20 protein-coding genes are annotated in these 15,681 nt (G+C 59.1%); 17 read left to right on the top strand and 3 right to left on the bottom strand.

Features of this window, described 5'->3' with window-relative positions; translation table 11 throughout:
• Positions 1–30: 30 nt before the first annotated feature.
• Positions 31–1,125: an iron chelate uptake ABC transporter family permease subunit gene (locus IM764_RS04200; RefSeq protein ID WP_194187032.1), complete on the bottom strand. Its 1,095-nt coding sequence runs from the start codon at positions 1,123–1,125 to the stop codon at positions 31–33.
• Complete coding sequence (locus IM764_RS04195; RefSeq protein WP_194187031.1) at positions 1,125–2,243, bottom strand: iron ABC transporter permease; 1,119 nt, start codon at positions 2,241–2,243, stop codon at positions 1,125–1,127. Before IM764_RS04195 ends, IM764_RS04200 begins: the two co-directional genes overlap by 1 nt.
• A 520-nt stretch (positions 2,244–2,763) precedes the next feature.
• Here IM764_RS04195 and rpsH point away from each other — a divergent pair.
• The 6 genes from rpsH to rplO are packed head-to-tail and all read left to right on the top strand — an operon-like array spanning position 2,764 to position 5,464.
• Entirely contained in the window at positions 2,764–3,162 is a 399-nt protein-coding gene (rpsH, locus tag IM764_RS04190) for a 30S ribosomal protein S8 (RefSeq protein WP_034986964.1), read from the top strand.
• A 14-nt stretch (positions 3,163–3,176) separates the two neighbouring features.
• Positions 3,177–3,713 (top strand): 50S ribosomal protein L6, encoded by a 537-nt coding sequence (gene rplF / locus IM764_RS04185; protein WP_099297948.1) that lies wholly within the window; start codon positions 3,177–3,179, stop codon positions 3,711–3,713.
• On the top strand, positions 3,713–4,123 hold the full coding sequence (gene rplR, locus IM764_RS04180) for a 50S ribosomal protein L18 (RefSeq protein ID WP_099297947.1): 411 nt from the start codon (positions 3,713–3,715) through the stop codon (positions 4,121–4,123). The genes rplF and rplR overlap by 1 nt, the downstream gene beginning before the upstream one ends.
• A 40-nt stretch (positions 4,124–4,163) precedes the next feature.
• Positions 4,164–4,826 carry a 30S ribosomal protein S5 gene (gene rpsE, locus IM764_RS04175; RefSeq protein ID WP_099297946.1) on the top strand — a complete coding sequence of 221 codons (663 nt, stop codon included), beginning with the start codon at positions 4,164–4,166 and terminating at the stop codon, positions 4,824–4,826.
• Positions 4,827–4,829: 3 nt separating this feature from the next.
• Positions 4,830–5,015 (top strand): 50S ribosomal protein L30, encoded by a 186-nt coding sequence (gene rpmD, locus IM764_RS04170; RefSeq protein WP_099297945.1) that lies wholly within the window; start codon positions 4,830–4,832, stop codon positions 5,013–5,015.
• A 2-nt stretch (positions 5,016–5,017) separates the two neighbouring features.
• The gene (gene rplO, locus IM764_RS04165) at positions 5,018–5,464 is read left to right on the top strand and encodes a 50S ribosomal protein L15 (RefSeq protein ID WP_099297944.1); all 447 of its coding nucleotides are present in this window, start codon (positions 5,018–5,020) and stop codon (positions 5,462–5,464) included.
• Positions 5,465–5,545: 81 nt separating this feature from the next.
• On the opposite strand, the gene IM764_RS04160 is transcribed toward rplO, so the two are convergent.
• On the bottom strand, positions 5,546–6,130 hold the full coding sequence (locus IM764_RS04160; RefSeq protein ID WP_099297943.1) for a TetR/AcrR family transcriptional regulator: 585 nt from the start codon (positions 6,128–6,130) through the stop codon (positions 5,546–5,548).
• A 94-nt stretch (positions 6,131–6,224) separates the two neighbouring features.
• Here IM764_RS04160 and IM764_RS04155 point away from each other — a divergent pair, with 94 nt between their 5' ends.
• The 11 genes from IM764_RS04155 (at position 6,225) to IM764_RS04105 (ending at position 15,577) form a co-directional block, all read left to right on the top strand.
• Positions 6,225–6,890, top strand: coding sequence for an NAD(P)H-dependent oxidoreductase (locus IM764_RS04155; RefSeq protein ID WP_099297942.1), 666 nt, complete (start codon positions 6,225–6,227; stop codon positions 6,888–6,890).
• 170 nt (positions 6,891–7,060) lie between these two features.
• Entirely contained in the window at positions 7,061–8,395 is a 1,335-nt protein-coding gene (gene secY, locus IM764_RS04150) for a preprotein translocase subunit SecY (protein ID WP_099297941.1), read from the top strand.
• Positions 8,392–8,937 carry an adenylate kinase gene (locus tag IM764_RS04145; RefSeq protein ID WP_099297940.1) on the top strand — a complete coding sequence of 182 codons (546 nt, stop codon included), beginning with the start codon at positions 8,392–8,394 and terminating at the stop codon, positions 8,935–8,937. Before secY ends, IM764_RS04145 begins: the two co-directional genes overlap by 4 nt.
• Positions 8,938–9,096: 159 nt before the next feature.
• The gene (gene map / locus IM764_RS04140) at positions 9,097–9,891 is read left to right on the top strand and encodes a type I methionyl aminopeptidase (RefSeq protein ID WP_194187030.1); all 795 of its coding nucleotides are present in this window, start codon (positions 9,097–9,099) and stop codon (positions 9,889–9,891) included.
• Positions 9,892–10,087: 196 nt separating this feature from the next.
• Positions 10,088–10,309 carry a translation initiation factor IF-1 gene (infA, locus tag IM764_RS04135; protein ID WP_005519800.1) on the top strand — a complete coding sequence of 74 codons (222 nt, stop codon included), beginning with the start codon at positions 10,088–10,090 and terminating at the stop codon, positions 10,307–10,309.
• Between the two features lie 249 nt (positions 10,310–10,558).
• Positions 10,559–10,927 (top strand): 30S ribosomal protein S13, encoded by a 369-nt coding sequence (rpsM, locus tag IM764_RS04130; protein WP_099297938.1) that lies wholly within the window; start codon positions 10,559–10,561, stop codon positions 10,925–10,927.
• The gene (rpsK, locus tag IM764_RS04125; RefSeq protein ID WP_099297937.1) at positions 10,927–11,331 is read left to right on the top strand and encodes a 30S ribosomal protein S11; all 405 of its coding nucleotides are present in this window, start codon (positions 10,927–10,929) and stop codon (positions 11,329–11,331) included. The genes rpsM and rpsK overlap by 1 nt, the downstream gene beginning before the upstream one ends.
• Before the next feature lie 29 nt (positions 11,332–11,360).
• A complete protein-coding gene (rpsD, locus tag IM764_RS04120) occupies positions 11,361–11,966 on the top strand; it encodes a 30S ribosomal protein S4 (RefSeq protein ID WP_099297936.1) in 606 nt (201 codons plus the stop codon).
• A 114-nt stretch (positions 11,967–12,080) separates the two neighbouring features.
• Positions 12,081–13,094 carry a DNA-directed RNA polymerase subunit alpha gene (locus IM764_RS04115; protein WP_099297935.1) on the top strand — a complete coding sequence of 338 codons (1,014 nt, stop codon included), beginning with the start codon at positions 12,081–12,083 and terminating at the stop codon, positions 13,092–13,094.
• 45 nt (positions 13,095–13,139) lie between these two features.
• The gene (gene rplQ / locus IM764_RS04110; RefSeq protein ID WP_194187029.1) at positions 13,140–13,691 is read left to right on the top strand and encodes a 50S ribosomal protein L17; all 552 of its coding nucleotides are present in this window, start codon (positions 13,140–13,142) and stop codon (positions 13,689–13,691) included.
• A 146-nt stretch (positions 13,692–13,837) separates the two neighbouring features.
• Positions 13,838–15,577, top strand: a complete 1,740-nt coding sequence (locus IM764_RS04105) for a circularly permuted type 2 ATP-grasp protein (protein ID WP_194187028.1) — start codon at positions 13,838–13,840, stop codon at positions 15,575–15,577.
• Positions 15,578–15,681: the final 104 nt, after the last annotated feature.

Raw genomic sequence — 15,681 nt, 5'->3', positions numbered from 1 at the left:
CACTGCTAACTTCCAGGGTGGTATCTTTCCTCATGCCGTGGTTGACCTATTCCGTTGCACCAGCAAATAAATAAGGAACGCACCGCCGATTGCCGAGGTGAGAATGCCCACCGGCAGCTCTACGGGCAACAGAGTTTGGGTGCTGATATCTGCCAGCAGGAGGAGCGCCGCGCCGGTCAGTGCGGATGCAAGAAGCGGTGGTGCAGAGCAGTTACACAAGCGCAGGGCCACCTGTGGGGCCACGAAGGCGACGAATCCGATGGGGCCAGCGGCAGACACCGCCACTGCTGCCAAGGCCACGGCAGCGGCGAGCAGCAGCACCTGTACACCCTGGACGTTTTGTCCCAGAGCCCGAGCAGTATCCGAGCCCAATAGGGTGGCTAAAAGTTGGTGACCAATCCAGGCCAGCAGGGGGGTAAACACCAGTACCACGATGGCGACGGGCCACATCTTCGACCAGTCCGCAGTGCTCAGGGAGCCAGTAAGCCAGAACTGGGCGGCTGCGGCATCGCGCAATTCCGTGCGGATCATCAGGAAGTTGATATACGAGGTCAACAGGGCAGAGATGATGATGCCGAACAGCACTAGCCGGAAGGAATCAGTGGATCTCCTCCACGCCAGAGCCCACATCACCGTTGCGGTTAGAGCCGCACCAAGCACTGCGGCCAGGGGGATGCCGATGCTGCTGAGCCAGCCGAGGAAACCACCAGCGCCACCACCCAGAGTGATGACGGTGACCGCGGCCGCAGATGCGCCCGTGGTGAAGCCTAAGATATCCGGGCTGGCCAGCGCATTGCGGGTCACGGACTGAGTGAGGGCTCCGGATAAACCCAGCGCACAGCCCACCAGAATGGCCGTCAGCGCACGAGGCATGCGCCAATCCAAAACCACCAGACGCTCAATGCGGGTTCCCTGGCCGGTGAACAGCACCTCCAGCACACGAGCCGGGGAAACGGGATAGTCGCCCAGGCCGATGGAGACCGCCGCTAGCAAGACGATCGCCACGAGCAGCAATAGAGACACCGTCAACGCGCGAGGGCGCCGCACCACAGAAAATGGGCCCACGCGGAACGGCGGACGGCCGGGGATAGTGGAAGAGGTAGGGCGGGCAAGGAGGGAACTCATTAAATGGCCACCACCCGGCGTCGATAAATAAGGGTGATGAAGAACGGCGCGCCCACGAACGCGAGGACGATGCCCACTTGCAACTCGCCCGGACGAGTGATCAGACGGCCCACCACGTCTGCGAGCAGCATCATCACCGCACCCGTCAGGGCAGAGTAGGGGAGGATCCAGCGGTAATCAGGGCCCGTGACGGCGCGCACGAGGTGCGGGACCACCAGGCCGATGAAGGTGATGGGGCCGGCGGCAGCTGTCGCGGCACCCGCCAGCAGTGCGATCAGAGCCATGCCGATCAAGCGGGCGCGCTGGGTGCTGATGCCCAGTCCAGAGGCGATGTCATCGCCCAGATTGAGGAGGTTCAGCTGCGGTGCCGTGATGAACGCCAGCACGAGGCCCGCCAGGATAAACGGCAGCACGCCGTAGAACACGGTGAGATCCCGGCCCGCGATGGAGCCGACGGTCCAGAAGCGCATGCGATCCAGGTTGGCATCGTCAGTGAGGATAAAACCGCTGATGATGGCGCTGAGGACCGCAGACAAAGCCGCACCGCCGAGGACCAGCGTCATCGGATTGGCCTGTCCTCCTCCTATCGACGCCAAACTAAACACCAACGCAGTAGCAGCGATGGCCCCACCGAACGCCCACATGCTGGTAGCCCACACGGACGTCACACCCAGCAAGGAGAAGCTGGCAACTACGGCCAGGGACGCACCATAGTTGATGCCGAGAATGCCCGTGTCCGCGAGAGGGTTGCGCGTGTGCCCTTGGATCAATGCGCCGGAGACGCCGAGGGCAGCACCGGCGACTAGGCCCAACAGGGTGCGGGGAATGCGGAGCTCGACGATCACGCGCTGATCCACATTCAGCCCCTCCGCGTGGCCGAACGCCGTGCCGAGATCGCGGAACACAGCGGTCACTTCTCCGAAAGGGATCTGCCGGGAACCGAACACAATGCTGGCAACGATGCTGGCGAGGAGTAAGAGGAAAAGTACCCCGAGGCCGACGAGGCGGCGCGGGAGTTTGCCTGATGGAGTGCTGGCAGAAGCGTCCGAAGTGGCGTCCGCGCGAGACCCCAGGTGTGTTTGAGAAGGGGATTGTGCATGCGGGGTAGAGGTAGCCATGCACCCTCCTTGACGCGTGAAACTCCGTGGTCTTAACGGGAGCAAGCCTATATGAACAAGGTAAGCCTAATCAAAGTACTCTAGGGAAGAGTTGAGAAGGTGCTAGTGAGTGCGTGGGCCAGCAGGTGCGGCTAGTGAGGTCGGTCGGCTCTGCATGGCGCCGACCTTACACTTCAGCTCTATGCTTCTGAGCAGGGATTTGGACATGTTTTAGCTGGTTGCTAGGCTAGTCAGGTCTTGCCGTAGGTAGGTACCCCCATGTTCTTTTTTCGACGCTACCGCGTCAAAATCTCGGGAATGCCACATGACCTGCGGAAAGAGTCTCCCGCTACAAGGGAGAAAAACTGTACATCCACTTTGTTACAGGCCCCTCGCCCGAAGCGGCCGCACGGATAAAGGCAGCGAGCACCCCTAACTACTGAGTTAGGCGGAGCGTGAGTAGCCAGCGATCGTGCGGTACACGCGACTAATCAAGGGTGAGCACGGGAACCGTAACGAGAAAGGCAACAGGTCACTTCACATGACCATGACTGATCCGATTGCGGACATGTTGTCACGAGTGCGCAACGCAAACAATGCGTTCCACGACACCGTGTCTATGCCATCCTCCAAGATCAAGGCCAACATCGCCGAGATCTTGAAGCAGGAAGGCTACATCGCCGACTACTCCGTTAACGACGAGACCGTCGGCAAGACCCTGGAACTGAACTTGAAGTACGGCCCATCTCGCGAGCGTTCCATCGCTGGCGTGCGCCGTGTTTCCAAGCCAGGTCTGCGCGTTTACGCAAAGTCCACTAATCTGCCAAAGGTTCTCGGTGGCCTGGGCGTGGCTATTATTTCCACGTCCCAGGGTCTGCTGACTGACCGTGAGGCCAACAACAAGGGCGTGGGCGGAGAAGTCCTCGCCTACGTCTGGTAAGAGGAGGTTTAACCATGTCTCGTATTGGCAAGGCACCGGTGACCGTACCCTCTGGCGTCACCGTCACCATCAACGGCCAGAACGTTGAAGTCAAGGGTCCTAAGGGCACCCTGGCTCAGGAGATTCCGGCACCAATCACCGTGGCTCAGGAAGGCGAAGAACTCGTCGTCTCCCGCCCAGATGACCACCGCAAGAACCGTTCCCTGCACGGCCTGTCCCGCTCCCTGATCAACAACATGGTCGAGGGCGTTACCAATGGTTACACCATCAAGATGGAAATCTTCGGTGTGGGTTACCGTGTGCAGCTCAAGGGCCAGAACCTGGAGTTCGCACTGGGCTACTCTCACCCAGTCCTGATTGAGGCGCCTGAGGGCATCAAGTTTGCCGTCGACGGAAACACCAAGTTCTCCATCGAAGGCATCAACAAGCAGCAGGTTGGACAGATCGCCGCTAACATCCGCCGGCTGCGGAAGGATGACCCATACAAGGGTAAGGGCATCCGTTACGAAGGCGAGCAGGTCCGTCGCAAGGATGGAAAGACGGGTAAGTAATGAGCAACAACGCAACGAACAAGGAAGGCCAGCGTTTGCCGGTGGGCAAGGACATCTCCACCCGCCGTCGCAACGCTCGCGCACGTCGCCACTTCCGTATCCGCAAGACCCTGTCCGGCACGCCAGAGACTCCACGTCTCGTTGTGCACCGTACCTCTCGTCACATGCACGTTCAGGTCATCGACGACACCGCTGGCCACACCCTGGTCGCGGCGTCCACGATGGAGCCAGATGTGCGTTCCCTCGAGGGTGACAAGAAGGCACGCGGAGCAAAGGTGGGTCAACTGATCGCGGAGCGCGCTAAGGCCGCTGGCATCGAAGCAGTCGTTTTCGACCGCGCTGGCTACAAGTACCACGGTCGCGTCGCCGCACTGGCAGACGCCGCCCGCGAAGGTGGTCTGAAGTTCTAATGATCACCGCTAACTACAACACCAACGGAAGGAACGCGTGATGTCGGGACGTGAACGTAACGGCGGACGCTCCGCCGAGAACAACGACAACAACCGCGACGGCCGTAACAACGACCGCCGCAACGATCGTGACGGCCGTAACAACGACCGTCGCAACGATCGTCGCAACCAGCAGCAGGACGAGCGCAACCAGTACATCGAGCGCGTCGTAACCATTAACCGCGTGTCCAAGGTGGTTAAGGGTGGACGTCGCTTCAGCTTCACCGCACTGGTCATCGTCGGCGACGGCCAGGGCATGGTCGGCGTGGGCTACGGCAAGGCCAAGGAAGTTCCTGCCGCAATTCAGAAGGGCGCAGAAGAGGCTCGCAAGAACTTCTTCCGCGTGCCAATGATCAACGGCACCATCACTCACCCAGTTCAGGGTGAGGCTGCAGCCGGCATCGTCATGATGAAGCCAGCTGCTCCAGGTACCGGTGTTATCGCCGGTGGCGCTGCACGTCCAGTTCTGGAATGTGCCGGCGTGCAGGACATTCTGTCCAAGTCCCTCGGCTCTGACAACGCAATCAACGTTGTCCACGCAACTGTGGACGGCCTGAAGCAGCTCGTACGCCCAGAGGAAGTTGCCGCTCGTCGTGGCAAGTCCCTCGAAGAGGTTGCTCCAGCAGCAATGCTGCGTGCACGTGCTGCAGGACAGGGGGCATAAGCAATGGCTCTGAAGATCACCCAGTTGAAGGGCATCGTCGCAACCAAGCCAAAGCAGCGCGAGTCTATGCGCTCACTCGGCCTGAAGCGCATCGGTCAGTCTGTGGTACGTGAGGATTCTCCAATCGTCCGCGGACAGATCAACACCGTGCGCCACATGGTTGAGGTCGAAGAAGTGGCAGGAGAGTAAAAATGAGCGATCCAATTAAGCTCCACGACCTCCGCCCAGCAAAGGGTGCCAACAAGGCCAAGACCCGTGTCGGTCGTGGTGAGGCATCCAAGGGTAAGACCGCTGGTCGTGGTACCAAGGGTACTCGGGCCCGTAAGCAGGTTTCTGCAGCGTTTGAGGGTGGCCAAATGCCACTGCACATGCGCTTGCCGAAGCTCAAGGGCTTCAAGAACCCAGCAAAGGTTGTCTTCCAGGTAGTCAACGTTGAGGACCTGGAAAAGGCATTCCCTAATGGCGGCGATGTTGCAGTAGCAGACATCGTTGCTGCAGGCCTGTGCCGTCCGAAGCAGCCGGTGAAGGTTCTGGGCAACGGAGACATCAGCGCAAAGCTGAACGTCACCGCTCAGAAGTTCTCCAAGTCTGCCAAGGAGAAGATCGAGGCTGCAGGTGGCTCCGTCACCGAGGCTTAAGGTCTAACTGTTTGGCCGCTGCGCGCGGCTGAGCGAGAGAGCGCCCCGCACCTGTGAAGGTGTGGGGCGCTTTTTGCTGCGTTATCGCTCTGCAGCCAGCGCTGTCACGGATGCTTCCGCCTCCTCCAGCGGCAGGTGTCCCGCCGTCACTAGTTGCGCGAGCCCGTGCACCAGGCCCCACACCATCGTGGTCAATTCGGCAGAGTCGGTCGCGGCGAACATGCCCTCGTCCTGCGCCCGCCCCGCGGTCTCCCGCAGTAGCGCCTCCACCCGGTCGATCTGAACCTGCTTCTCTGGCCCTGGATTACCCGGGTCGCACACCGCTGGATCGTAGATCAAGGCGAACGCGTGCGGGTAGCGCGCTGCGAAGCGGATGTAGGCGAGTCCTTGGGCCCGCAAGGCAGCTATTCCTCCGTGCGCCGCGTGTACGGCTGCTTCTTGTTCAACGCCAAACCGGCGCATGCATTCCGTACTTAAGTCCTCGAGCAGCGCTTTTTTATCGCTGAAGTGGTGATAGGGCGCCTGGTGGCTCACTCCAGCGCGGCGGGCGAGTTCCCGCATGCTGATTCTGCTGGCGGGATGCTCGGTGAGCATGTCGAACCCAGTGGCGCGGAGATCTTCGAGGAGCCGGCCGTGGTGGTAGGACTTTTCCGTTGAACTTGACACAGTCAAGATCCTAGTACAGCCTTAAAGGCGTGCAATCTAGACACTGTCTAAATGTAGTCACAAGCCACCGCATATCCCACCGAAGGGCTCACTCATGCCGAACATCTTGGTGATCAACGGTCACCCCAATCCGGAATCATTCACCAGTCAGCTGGCTGCGCTGTATGCAGACGCTGCACAACAAGCTGGAGCAACTGTGCAGCGTATCAATCTGCACGCGCTGGACTTTGACCCGATCCTGCACCTCGGCTACCGAGGAACGCAGGAACTAGAGCCCGATCTGAAGGAAACACAGAAGGCTCTGGACGAGAGCGATCACCTGGTGATTTTGGCGCCACTGTGGTGGGGTTCCACTCCTGCGCTGCTGAAGGGATTTTTCGACCGAACACTCGAGGCCAAGTGGGCGTACCACTATGACGATCATGGCTTGCCACACGGACACTTCGGCGGACGTTCCGCCCGATTCGTGATGACTGCCGATTCGCCGGGGTGGTACTTAACGCTGTTGCAGGGCAGGCCTACGGTCAAGCAGGTGGCTCAGTCCACGCTGCGCTTCTGCGGCTTTAAGCCGGTTTCGGTCACGAGGTATTCGCCGGTCCGTACGTCCTCGGCAGCGAAAAGGCAGCAGTGGTTGGACGACGTGCAAGAGGTAGCGAAGTCTGACGTCGAAAAACTGCATACTCGAAACGCAAAAGCGGGAAAGAAGAACAAAACCAAGCAGAACCCGTTCTTAATCCGTGAAGAATTGCTCGGTCGGTAGGGAAGCGATAAGAACGCGTTAAGCGGACGGCTAAATCGGCCGTCAGACTATCGAGTGTCCCGCGCGCCTGATACTATTCGGGGGTTGTACATCGGCCGAATTTTGGCCAGCCGCCGCACCACCCACGCGGGGCGCGCCGAAATGCCGTACCAAATACCCAGGAGGCTAGTTTGTCCGCCATCGTCTCGGCGTTCAAAAATGTTGATCTCCGCAAGAAGATTCTCTTCACTATTGCGTTGGTCATCCTTTATCGCATCGGCGCCCAGATCCCAACACCTGGTGTGGATTACGCCCGAATTACGCAGCAGATTAGCGATCTGACCGAGCAATCGGCGGTCTATTCTCTAATCAACCTGTTCTCTGGCGGCGCGCTGCTGCAGCTGTCCATCTTCGCGGTGGGCATCATGCCGTACATCACGGCCTCCATCATCATTCAGTTGCTCACAGTCGTGATCCCTAAGTTTGAGCAGTTGAAGAAGGAGGGCCAGTCCGGCCAAGCCAAGATGACGGAATACACCCGTTATCTGACGGTGGCGCTGGCGCTGCTGCAGTCCTCCGGCATCGTCGCTCTGGCGGACCGTCAGCAATTGCTGGGCCAGGGCATCCCTGTGCTGAAGGACAACGTCGGCGTGTTCGGCTTGGTGGTCATGGTGCTGATCATGACCTCCGGTGCTGTGCTGCTGATGTGGATGGGCGAGCTGATCACCGACCGTGGCGTGGGCAACGGCATGTCCCTGCTGATTACCGCAGGTATCGCCACCATGCTGCCTGCTGAGGGCGCGACCATCCTGTCCTCCGGTGGTGGCTTCAAGTTCGGCGCGGTGATCGTGGGTGTGCTGATCCTCGTGGTGGGCGTGGTCTTCATCGAGCAGGGCCAGCGCCGCATTCCGGTGCAGTACGCTAAGCGCATGATTGGCCGCCGCCAGTACGGCGAGACCTCCACCTACTTGCCACTGAAGGTCAACCAAGCTGGCGTGATCCCAGTGATCTTCGCGTCCTCCCTGCTGACCGTCCCCATCTTGATCACCCAGATCATCCAGTCCAATGATTCCGCCGCCGCGCAGAATCAGGACAACTGGTGGAACCGCACGGTCATCAGCGCGCTGACAGACCCATCTAACTGGGCCTACATCGCGGTCTACTTGCTGCTGATCATCTTCTTCTCCTTCTTCTACGTCTCCGTGCAGTACGATCCGTACGATCAGGCAGACAACATGAAGAAGTACGGTGGCTTCATCCCCGGCATCCGCCCCGGCCGTCCGACCGCCGAGTACTTGGGTTATGTGATGAACCGTCTGCTGGTGGTGGGTTCCATCTACTTGGGCCTCATTGCCATCCTGCCGAACATCCTGATTAACATGGGTGTCCAGACCTCAGCATCGGCCAACGGTTCCATGCCGTTTGGTGGCACTGCGATTCTGATTCTGGTGTCTGTCGCGTTGACCACCGTGAAGCAGATCGAGTCCCAGGTCATGCAAGCTAACTACGAAGGATTCCTGAAATGAGACTAGTTCTCCTCGGCCCTCCCGGAGCCGGCAAGGGCACCCAGGCAGCACTGCTGTCCGATTCCCTGAAGATCCCACACATTTCCACCGGCGATTTGTTCCGCGCGAACATCAGCAACGGCACCGATCTGGGCAAGCAAGCTCAGGAATTCATGGATGCCGGCAAGCTGGTTCCCACCGAGGTCACCGCGAAGATGGTTCAGGATCGCCTGAACGAGGACGACGCCCAGAACGGCTTCCTCCTCGACGGCTTCCCACGCACCATCGAGCAGGCCGAACTGCTGGAAGAGATGCTGTCCAAGTCCGGCACATCGCTGGACGCTGTGGTCAACTACGTTGTCTCCGAGGACGTCGTGGTGGAGCGCATGCTCGCCCGTGGTCGCAATGATGACAACGAGGACACCATCCGCACCCGCCTCGAGGTCTACCGCGATGAGACCGCTCCTCTGATCAAGCACTATGAGGACATCCTGGTCAACATCGACGCCGAAGGTTCCGTGGAAGATATCTCCACCACCACCTTGGATGCCCTGGGCAACTAGCCTTTTTGGGTCTCACCCGCCGCGCCTCGTCAGTGATCTTCCTGGCCGGGCGTGGTTTTTCATTTCCCTTCCTTTTCTTTTCGACGCCAGCCTCGATCGATCGCGCGCATGGCGTCGGGAAGAAAAAAACAACAACCCGCAGATAGGACGCACCCACCCATGGGCTTTAGAAAAAAGACCAAGGCGATCGCCGCCAAGACTCCCGAGCAACTGGATGCCATGGAGGCTGCGGGCAAGATCGTCGGTGACGCGTTGCAGGCAGTGCGCGCGGCCGTGAAGCCGGGGATGACCACGCTGGATCTGGACAAGATCGCAGAGGACGTGATCCGTAGCGCAGGTGCCGTGCCGACGTTCAAGGGCTACCAGGGGTTTCCGGGTTCTATCTGCTCGTCGGTCAATGAGATGATCGTGCACGGCATTCCCTCCGATGACGTGGTGCTCAAAGACGGCGACCTGGTCAGTGTGGATTGCGGCGCCACACTCGGGGGATGGGTGGGTGATAGCGCCTGGTCATTCGGCGTGGGGGAGTTGGCCGAGGACGTGCGCTTGCTCAACGAGGCCACGGAGTGGGTCCTGATGGAAGGTCTGAAGGCGATGGTCCCCGGTAACCGACTCACGGATGTGTCCTGGGCATTGGAAAAGGCCACGTATGAGGCGGAGAAGAAGTTTGGCGTCGATCTATACATCGTCGATGGATACGGCGGGCACGGCATCGGGCACACCATGCACGAGGATCCGTTCTTGGCCAACGAGGGCAAGCCGGGGCGTGGACCGGTGATTCAGGAAGGTTCCGCGCTGGCTATCGAGCCGATGCTGACGCTGGGCACCGAGGATTCCGTGGTGCTGGAAGATGATTGGTCCGTGGTGACGGTCGATGGTTCGCACGCCGCGCACTGGGAGCACACCGTGGCGGCGACCGCTGGGGGACCGCGGATTCTCACGCCGCGCCGCTAGAGCCGCACCGGACGTGCGGGGGCCTAGGCCACAAGGTGAGCACACTTATTTGTCATGAGCAGGGAAAAGGGCGTAAAGTCTCCCTTTGTCTTGTGAGACAACGATCTTACTACGACAAACGCTCACATAAACGCGACTGAGATCGCGCAGACTGTGGCGGAAAATATACGTTTACCACCAGGTTGTTAGGAAGTTTATGGCTAAGAAGGAAGGCGCCATCGAGGTCGAGGGCCGCATTGTCGAGCCTTTGCCAAATGCGATGTTCCGCGTTGAGCTGGATAACGGGCACAAGGTGCTCGCACACATCTCCGGCAAGATGCGTCAGCACTACATCCGCATCCTCCCAGAGGATCGCGTAGTGGTTGAGCTTTCCCCATACGACCTGACCCGTGGGCGTATCGTTTACCGCTACAAGTAAACAAAGTTGACTAGTTATTGCTGGCCAACGGGCTATGTGAGACTCATACTGTAAGCCTCCATACATCCATTCGGGGTCATTTCCTGCGTGCAATCGCCGTGTGCTTTTGTGCGTAAGCCAAGCCCCGATAACTACCTTTGGCCGCGGTGGCCAGAGCCCGCAAAACACTCACCGGCACCAAGTGCTGGTGGTTTTTGAACGGGACGAGTATGGAGAAAACCGCCGCAATTATCCGGAAGGAAATGCCCTATGGCACGCCTTGCTGGTGTGGACCTCCCACGCGATAAGCGCATGGAGGTTGCACTCACCTACATTTTCGGAATCGGCCCAGCCCGTTCCGCAGAGCTGCTGGAAAAGACCGGCATCTCTCCTGACCTTCGCTCCAAGGACCTCACCGACGAGCAGCTGTCCGCTCTGCGTGACGTGATTGAGAACACCTGGAAGGTGGAGGGTGACCTCCGCCGCGAGATTCAGGCCGATATCCGCCGCAAGATCGAGATTGGTTCCTACCAGGGCCTGCGCCACCGTCGTGGTTTGCCGGTTCGCGGTCAGCGCACCAAGACCAATGCCCGTACCCGTAAGGGTCCTAAGAAGACGATCGCAGGAAAGAAGAAGTAATGCCTCCTAAGACTCGTTCCGGCGCTCGCCGTACCGGCCGTCGCGTCGTCAAGAAGAACGTGGTTAATGGCCACGCCTACATCAAGTCCACCTTCAACAACACCATCGTGTCCATCACGGACCCGAAGGGCGCTGTGATTTCCTGGGCATCCTCCGGCCACGTCGGCTTCAAGGGATCCCGTAAGTCCACCCCATTCGCTGCCCAGATGGCTGCTGAGTCCGCTGCCCGCAAGGCAATGGAGCACGGCATGAAGAAGGTTGACGTTTTCGTTAAGGGTCCAGGCTCCGGCCGCGAGACCGCCATCCGTTCCCTGTCCACCGCTGGCCTCGAGGTCGGCACGATCGCAGACGTTACGCCGCAGCCACACAATGGCTGCCGCCCTCCAAAGCGTCGTCGCGTCTAAAGATCACACAGAAAGGATAGGGATAAATAATGGCTCGTTATACCGGACCCGCAACCCGTATTTCCCGTCGCCTCCGCGTCGACCTCATCGGCGGCGATAGCTCCTTCGAGCGCCGTCCGTACCCACCGGGACAGGCTGGCCGCGCTCGCATCAAGGAGTCCGAGTACTTGCTGCAGCTTCAGGAGAAGCAGAAGGCTAAGTACACCTACGGCGTGCTGGAGAAGCAGTTCCGCCGTTACTACGCTGAGGCTAACCGCCAGGCTGGCAAGACCGGTGACAACCTGGTCATCATCCTGGAGTCTCGCTTGGACAACGTCGTGTACCGCGCAGGACTGGCTCGTACCCGCCGTCAGGCTCGTCAGCTGGTGTCCCACGGTCACTTCACCGTGAACGGAAAGAACATCAACGTTCCTTCTTTCAAGGTTTCTCAGTACGACATCATCGACGTGCGCGAAAAGTCTCGCTCGATGCTGTGGTTCGAAGAAGCTCAGGACCGTTTGGTTGATACTGTCGTACCGGCCTGGTTGCAGGTCGTTCCGGCAACTCTGCGCATCCTCGTGCACCAGCTGCCCGAGCGCGCTCAGATCGACGTGCCGCTGCAGGAGCAGCTCATCGTCGAGCTCTACTCCAAGTAGTAGACAACCCGGCTTTACTCCGTTGCCGTACTTTCGCTGCACACCGTGGGGTGAAAGGCGGTTCCCCCTCTACCGGCGTCAAATAGCGGTCGCCGACAAGGAGAATTTCAGACAATGCTTATCTCACAGCGCCCATCACTGACCGAGGAATACATCGATCAGTCCCGCTCCCGGTTCGTCATCGAGCCACTGGAGCCGGGCTTCGGTTACACCCTCGGCAACTCCCTGCGCCGTACCCTGCTGTCCTCCATCCCCGGAGCAGCAGTGACCTCCCTGCGTATCGACGGTGTGCTGCACGAGTTCACCACCATCCCTGGCGTAAAGGAAGATGTCTCTGACATCATCCTGAACATCAAGTCCCTGGTTCTGTCCAGCGATTCCGATGAGCCAGTAACGATGTACATCCGCAAGGAAGGCGCAGGTGCCGTCACCGGTGCCGATGTTGTTCCTCCCGCAGGAGTAGAGGTCCACAACCCGGACCTGCACATCGCTACCCTCAATGACCAGGGCAAGCTGGACATCGAGCTGATCGTAGAGCGTGGCCGTGGTTACGTTCCTGCAGCAGCCGCTTCCAGCGAGATCGGCCGCATCCCTGTGGACCAGATCTACTCCCCAGTGTTGAAGGTCAGCTACAAGGTCGAGGCAACCCGTGTGGAACAGCGCACGGACTTCGACAAGCTGATCTTGGATGTAGAGACCAAGAACTCCATCACCGCCCGCGATGCCATGGCATCCGCAGGTAAGACTCTAGTGGAGCTCTTCGGACTGGCCCAGGAGCTGAACTACGAGGCTGAGGGCATCGAGATCGGCCCATCCCCACAGGAGACCGAGCACATCGCTGCATACAATATGCCTATCGAGGACCTGAACTTCTCCGTTCGTTCTTACAACTGCCTCAAGCGTGAGGAAATCCACACCGTTGGTGAGCTGGCCACCCGTACGGAGTCCGATCTGCTGGACATCCGCAACTTTGGTCAGAAGTCCATCAATGAAGTAAAGATCAAGCTCGCCGGCCTTGGCCTGGGCTTGAAGGATGCCCCAGAGGGCTTCGATGTCACTGAGATCGAAGGCTACGACGCTGCAACGGGCGATTTCGTAGACACTGAGGGCGAAGACATCGCGGAGTAAGTCGCTTTTCGAAGCGCTCACTAAACACCCACACGAGGAGAACTAATGCCTACCCCAAAGAAGGGCGCCCGTTTCGGCGGTTCTGCTTCTCACCAGAAGAAGATCCTGTCCAACTTGGCAGCCCAGCTGTTCGAGCACGGCGCCATCAAAACCACGGATGCAAAGGCTAAGCTGCTGCGTCCATACGCTGAGAAGCTGATCACCAAGGCTAAGCGCGGCACCCTGGCTGACCGGCGCAACGTTTTGAAGCTCATCCCGAACAAGGAAGTTGTTGCTTACCTGTTCAACGAGCTGGCTCCACAGTTCGAAGGCCGTGACGGCGGATACACCCGCATCATCAAGCTGGAGAACCGCAAGGGCGACAACGCTCCAATCTCTCAAATTTCCCTGGTTACCGAGCCACTTGTTTCTACCGAGGCTGAGCGCGCAAACCGCGCTGCTGCTTCCAAGAACGCAGACAAGGCTGAGGCAGCAGAGGCTGAAGAGACCAAGGCTGAGCAGGCTCCTGAGGTTGAGGCTGATACCGCAACCGACGAGGCCGCTGAGGCTGAAGCAGTAGAGGCTGACAAGGCTGAGGACGCTGCTGAGGAGAAGTAAGCACTAACTGCTGAAACTTCCTGCACACAAGCGGGGCATGACCTTTCGAGGTTGTGCCCCGCTTGTTTCGTTTTGTAGGTCGAATTTGCACGGACAATGCCAGTTTTCAAAGTCGGTGCAGGAACAAGTCGCTAGCCTTGAAGGTTATGTGCCCTGCAAAAGATGACACCAATACCTCGGATGGAACCCCTCGGGAGCAGTCCAACGATGCTCCCAGCCCGTTGGTGACCATGGAGTTCTCCGACGAGACCCTACCCACATACGATCCCGATGCGGATGCCACCCCTTCGGAGGACGCGCAGCTGTTCTCCGCGTATGACCCGAATTCCCCCGCGGCCAAGTTGTGGGATGAGGCCCTTTTTGCCGACGGCACCCCGCGCCCTCGTTACGCGTTCGCCATGGAAAAGTTCGCCGAAATCGGGTTGCAGGAGCTAGACGAGCGCAACGCACGCGCAGAAGACTTGGAGCGCGAAGAAGGCATCACCTTCCGCGTCACGGGTGAGAACGAGCCGCAGGTGTTCCCGATGGACTTCATTCCTCGCATCATCAACGCGGAGACGTGGACGTTCCTATCCGAAGGTCTGGAGCAGCGCGCACGGGCGCTCAATGCCTTTTTGGACGATGTGTACGGACCGAAGAAGATCGTTGAAGCTGGCGTCGTGGACGAGTTCGACCTGCAGCGCGCACCCGGGTACGAGGACTCAGGCTTTCTGCAGCCCACGGGTTCCGTCCGCGCACAAGTGTGTGGCATGGACTTGGTATGCACGGACGAAGGACGTTGGTACGTGCTGGAGGATAACCTGCGCGTGCCGTCGGGAATCACATTTTCCCACTCCATGCGAAAGATCTCCCGCGAGCTCTTTGGAGAGGTCATGGAGGGCTACGACATGCACGACCCGGAAGAGGCGTTCCCCATGATCAGGGAGACAATGCGCGCCTCCGTGCCGCAGAATGCGAAGAACCCGCAGGATCCACAGCTGGCAGTCGTGTCCATTGGTGACACTGATTCAGCGTGGTTTGAACATCAACGTATCGCGGAGATGATCGGTGCCCCGGTGTGTACGCCGGACCAGTTGGCCGTGATCGATGGTTACCTGCACTACAGAGATGCCGAGGGGCAGGAGCGGCCCCTGGATGTGGTCTATATCCGCATCACCAAGGAGCAGCTGTTTGAAGCCACAGGTTTCAATGGAGAAAAGCTTGGCCCAGGCCTAGAGCAGGCCCTCAACGGTCACCGGGTGCTTTTTGCAAATGCCTTTGGCAATGGCGTGGGTGATGACAAGGCCATCTATGCCTATGTTCCGCAGATGATTCGCTTTTACCTCGATGAAGAGCCGCTATTGGATCAGGTTCCTACGTGCCTATGTCACAAGCCGGGTGAAGTTGACGCGGTGCTTAGTCGACTTGGTGAAGTGGTAGTCAAGCCAGTGGATGGATACGGTGGAAACGGCATCACAATTGGTCCAGAGTGTTCGGACGAGGTGCTGGCGCAGCGCGCTGAAGAACTGAAGGACAACCCAGAAGGCTATATTGCTCAGGACGTGGTTCGTCTGTCTACGTTGCCCACTTATGGTGAGGACACCACAGGTAATAAGGTTATTCATCCCCGCCACGTGGATTTGCGTGCGTTCGTTCATGTGCGACCTGCGCAAAGTGAGCAGGAAGCCTCCGATCAGCCAGTGAACGCCCATAGGCTCACTGCGCACACGGTGCCTGCCGGGTTAACTCGGACGGCTGCGGCGGGGTCGTTGATCGTTAACACTTCTCGCGGTGGCGGAGGCAAAGATACGTGGATCTTGCAGAATCCGGTGGAATGGGGAGAGAACATTCCTTCGGCAGGTGCATTAGTGGATGAAGACGAAGAAGGGCCTGTGGTGATGCAGTAGTGACAAATTCGGAATCATACGAACATCCCGAAGTGCACGGGGATAGGCAACCCGAGGATGCCAAGCAGGACCGTACGTTCCGTCAATTCAGGCGCTTTGCCTCC

It is taken from the genome of Corynebacterium sp. ED61 (genome assembly GCF_015233855.1).
In the GTDB taxonomy this organism is placed as follows: Bacteria; Actinomycetota; Actinomycetes; order Mycobacteriales; family Mycobacteriaceae; genus Corynebacterium; species Corynebacterium dentalis.
This window is presented reverse-complemented; position numbering and strand designations above follow the sequence as displayed.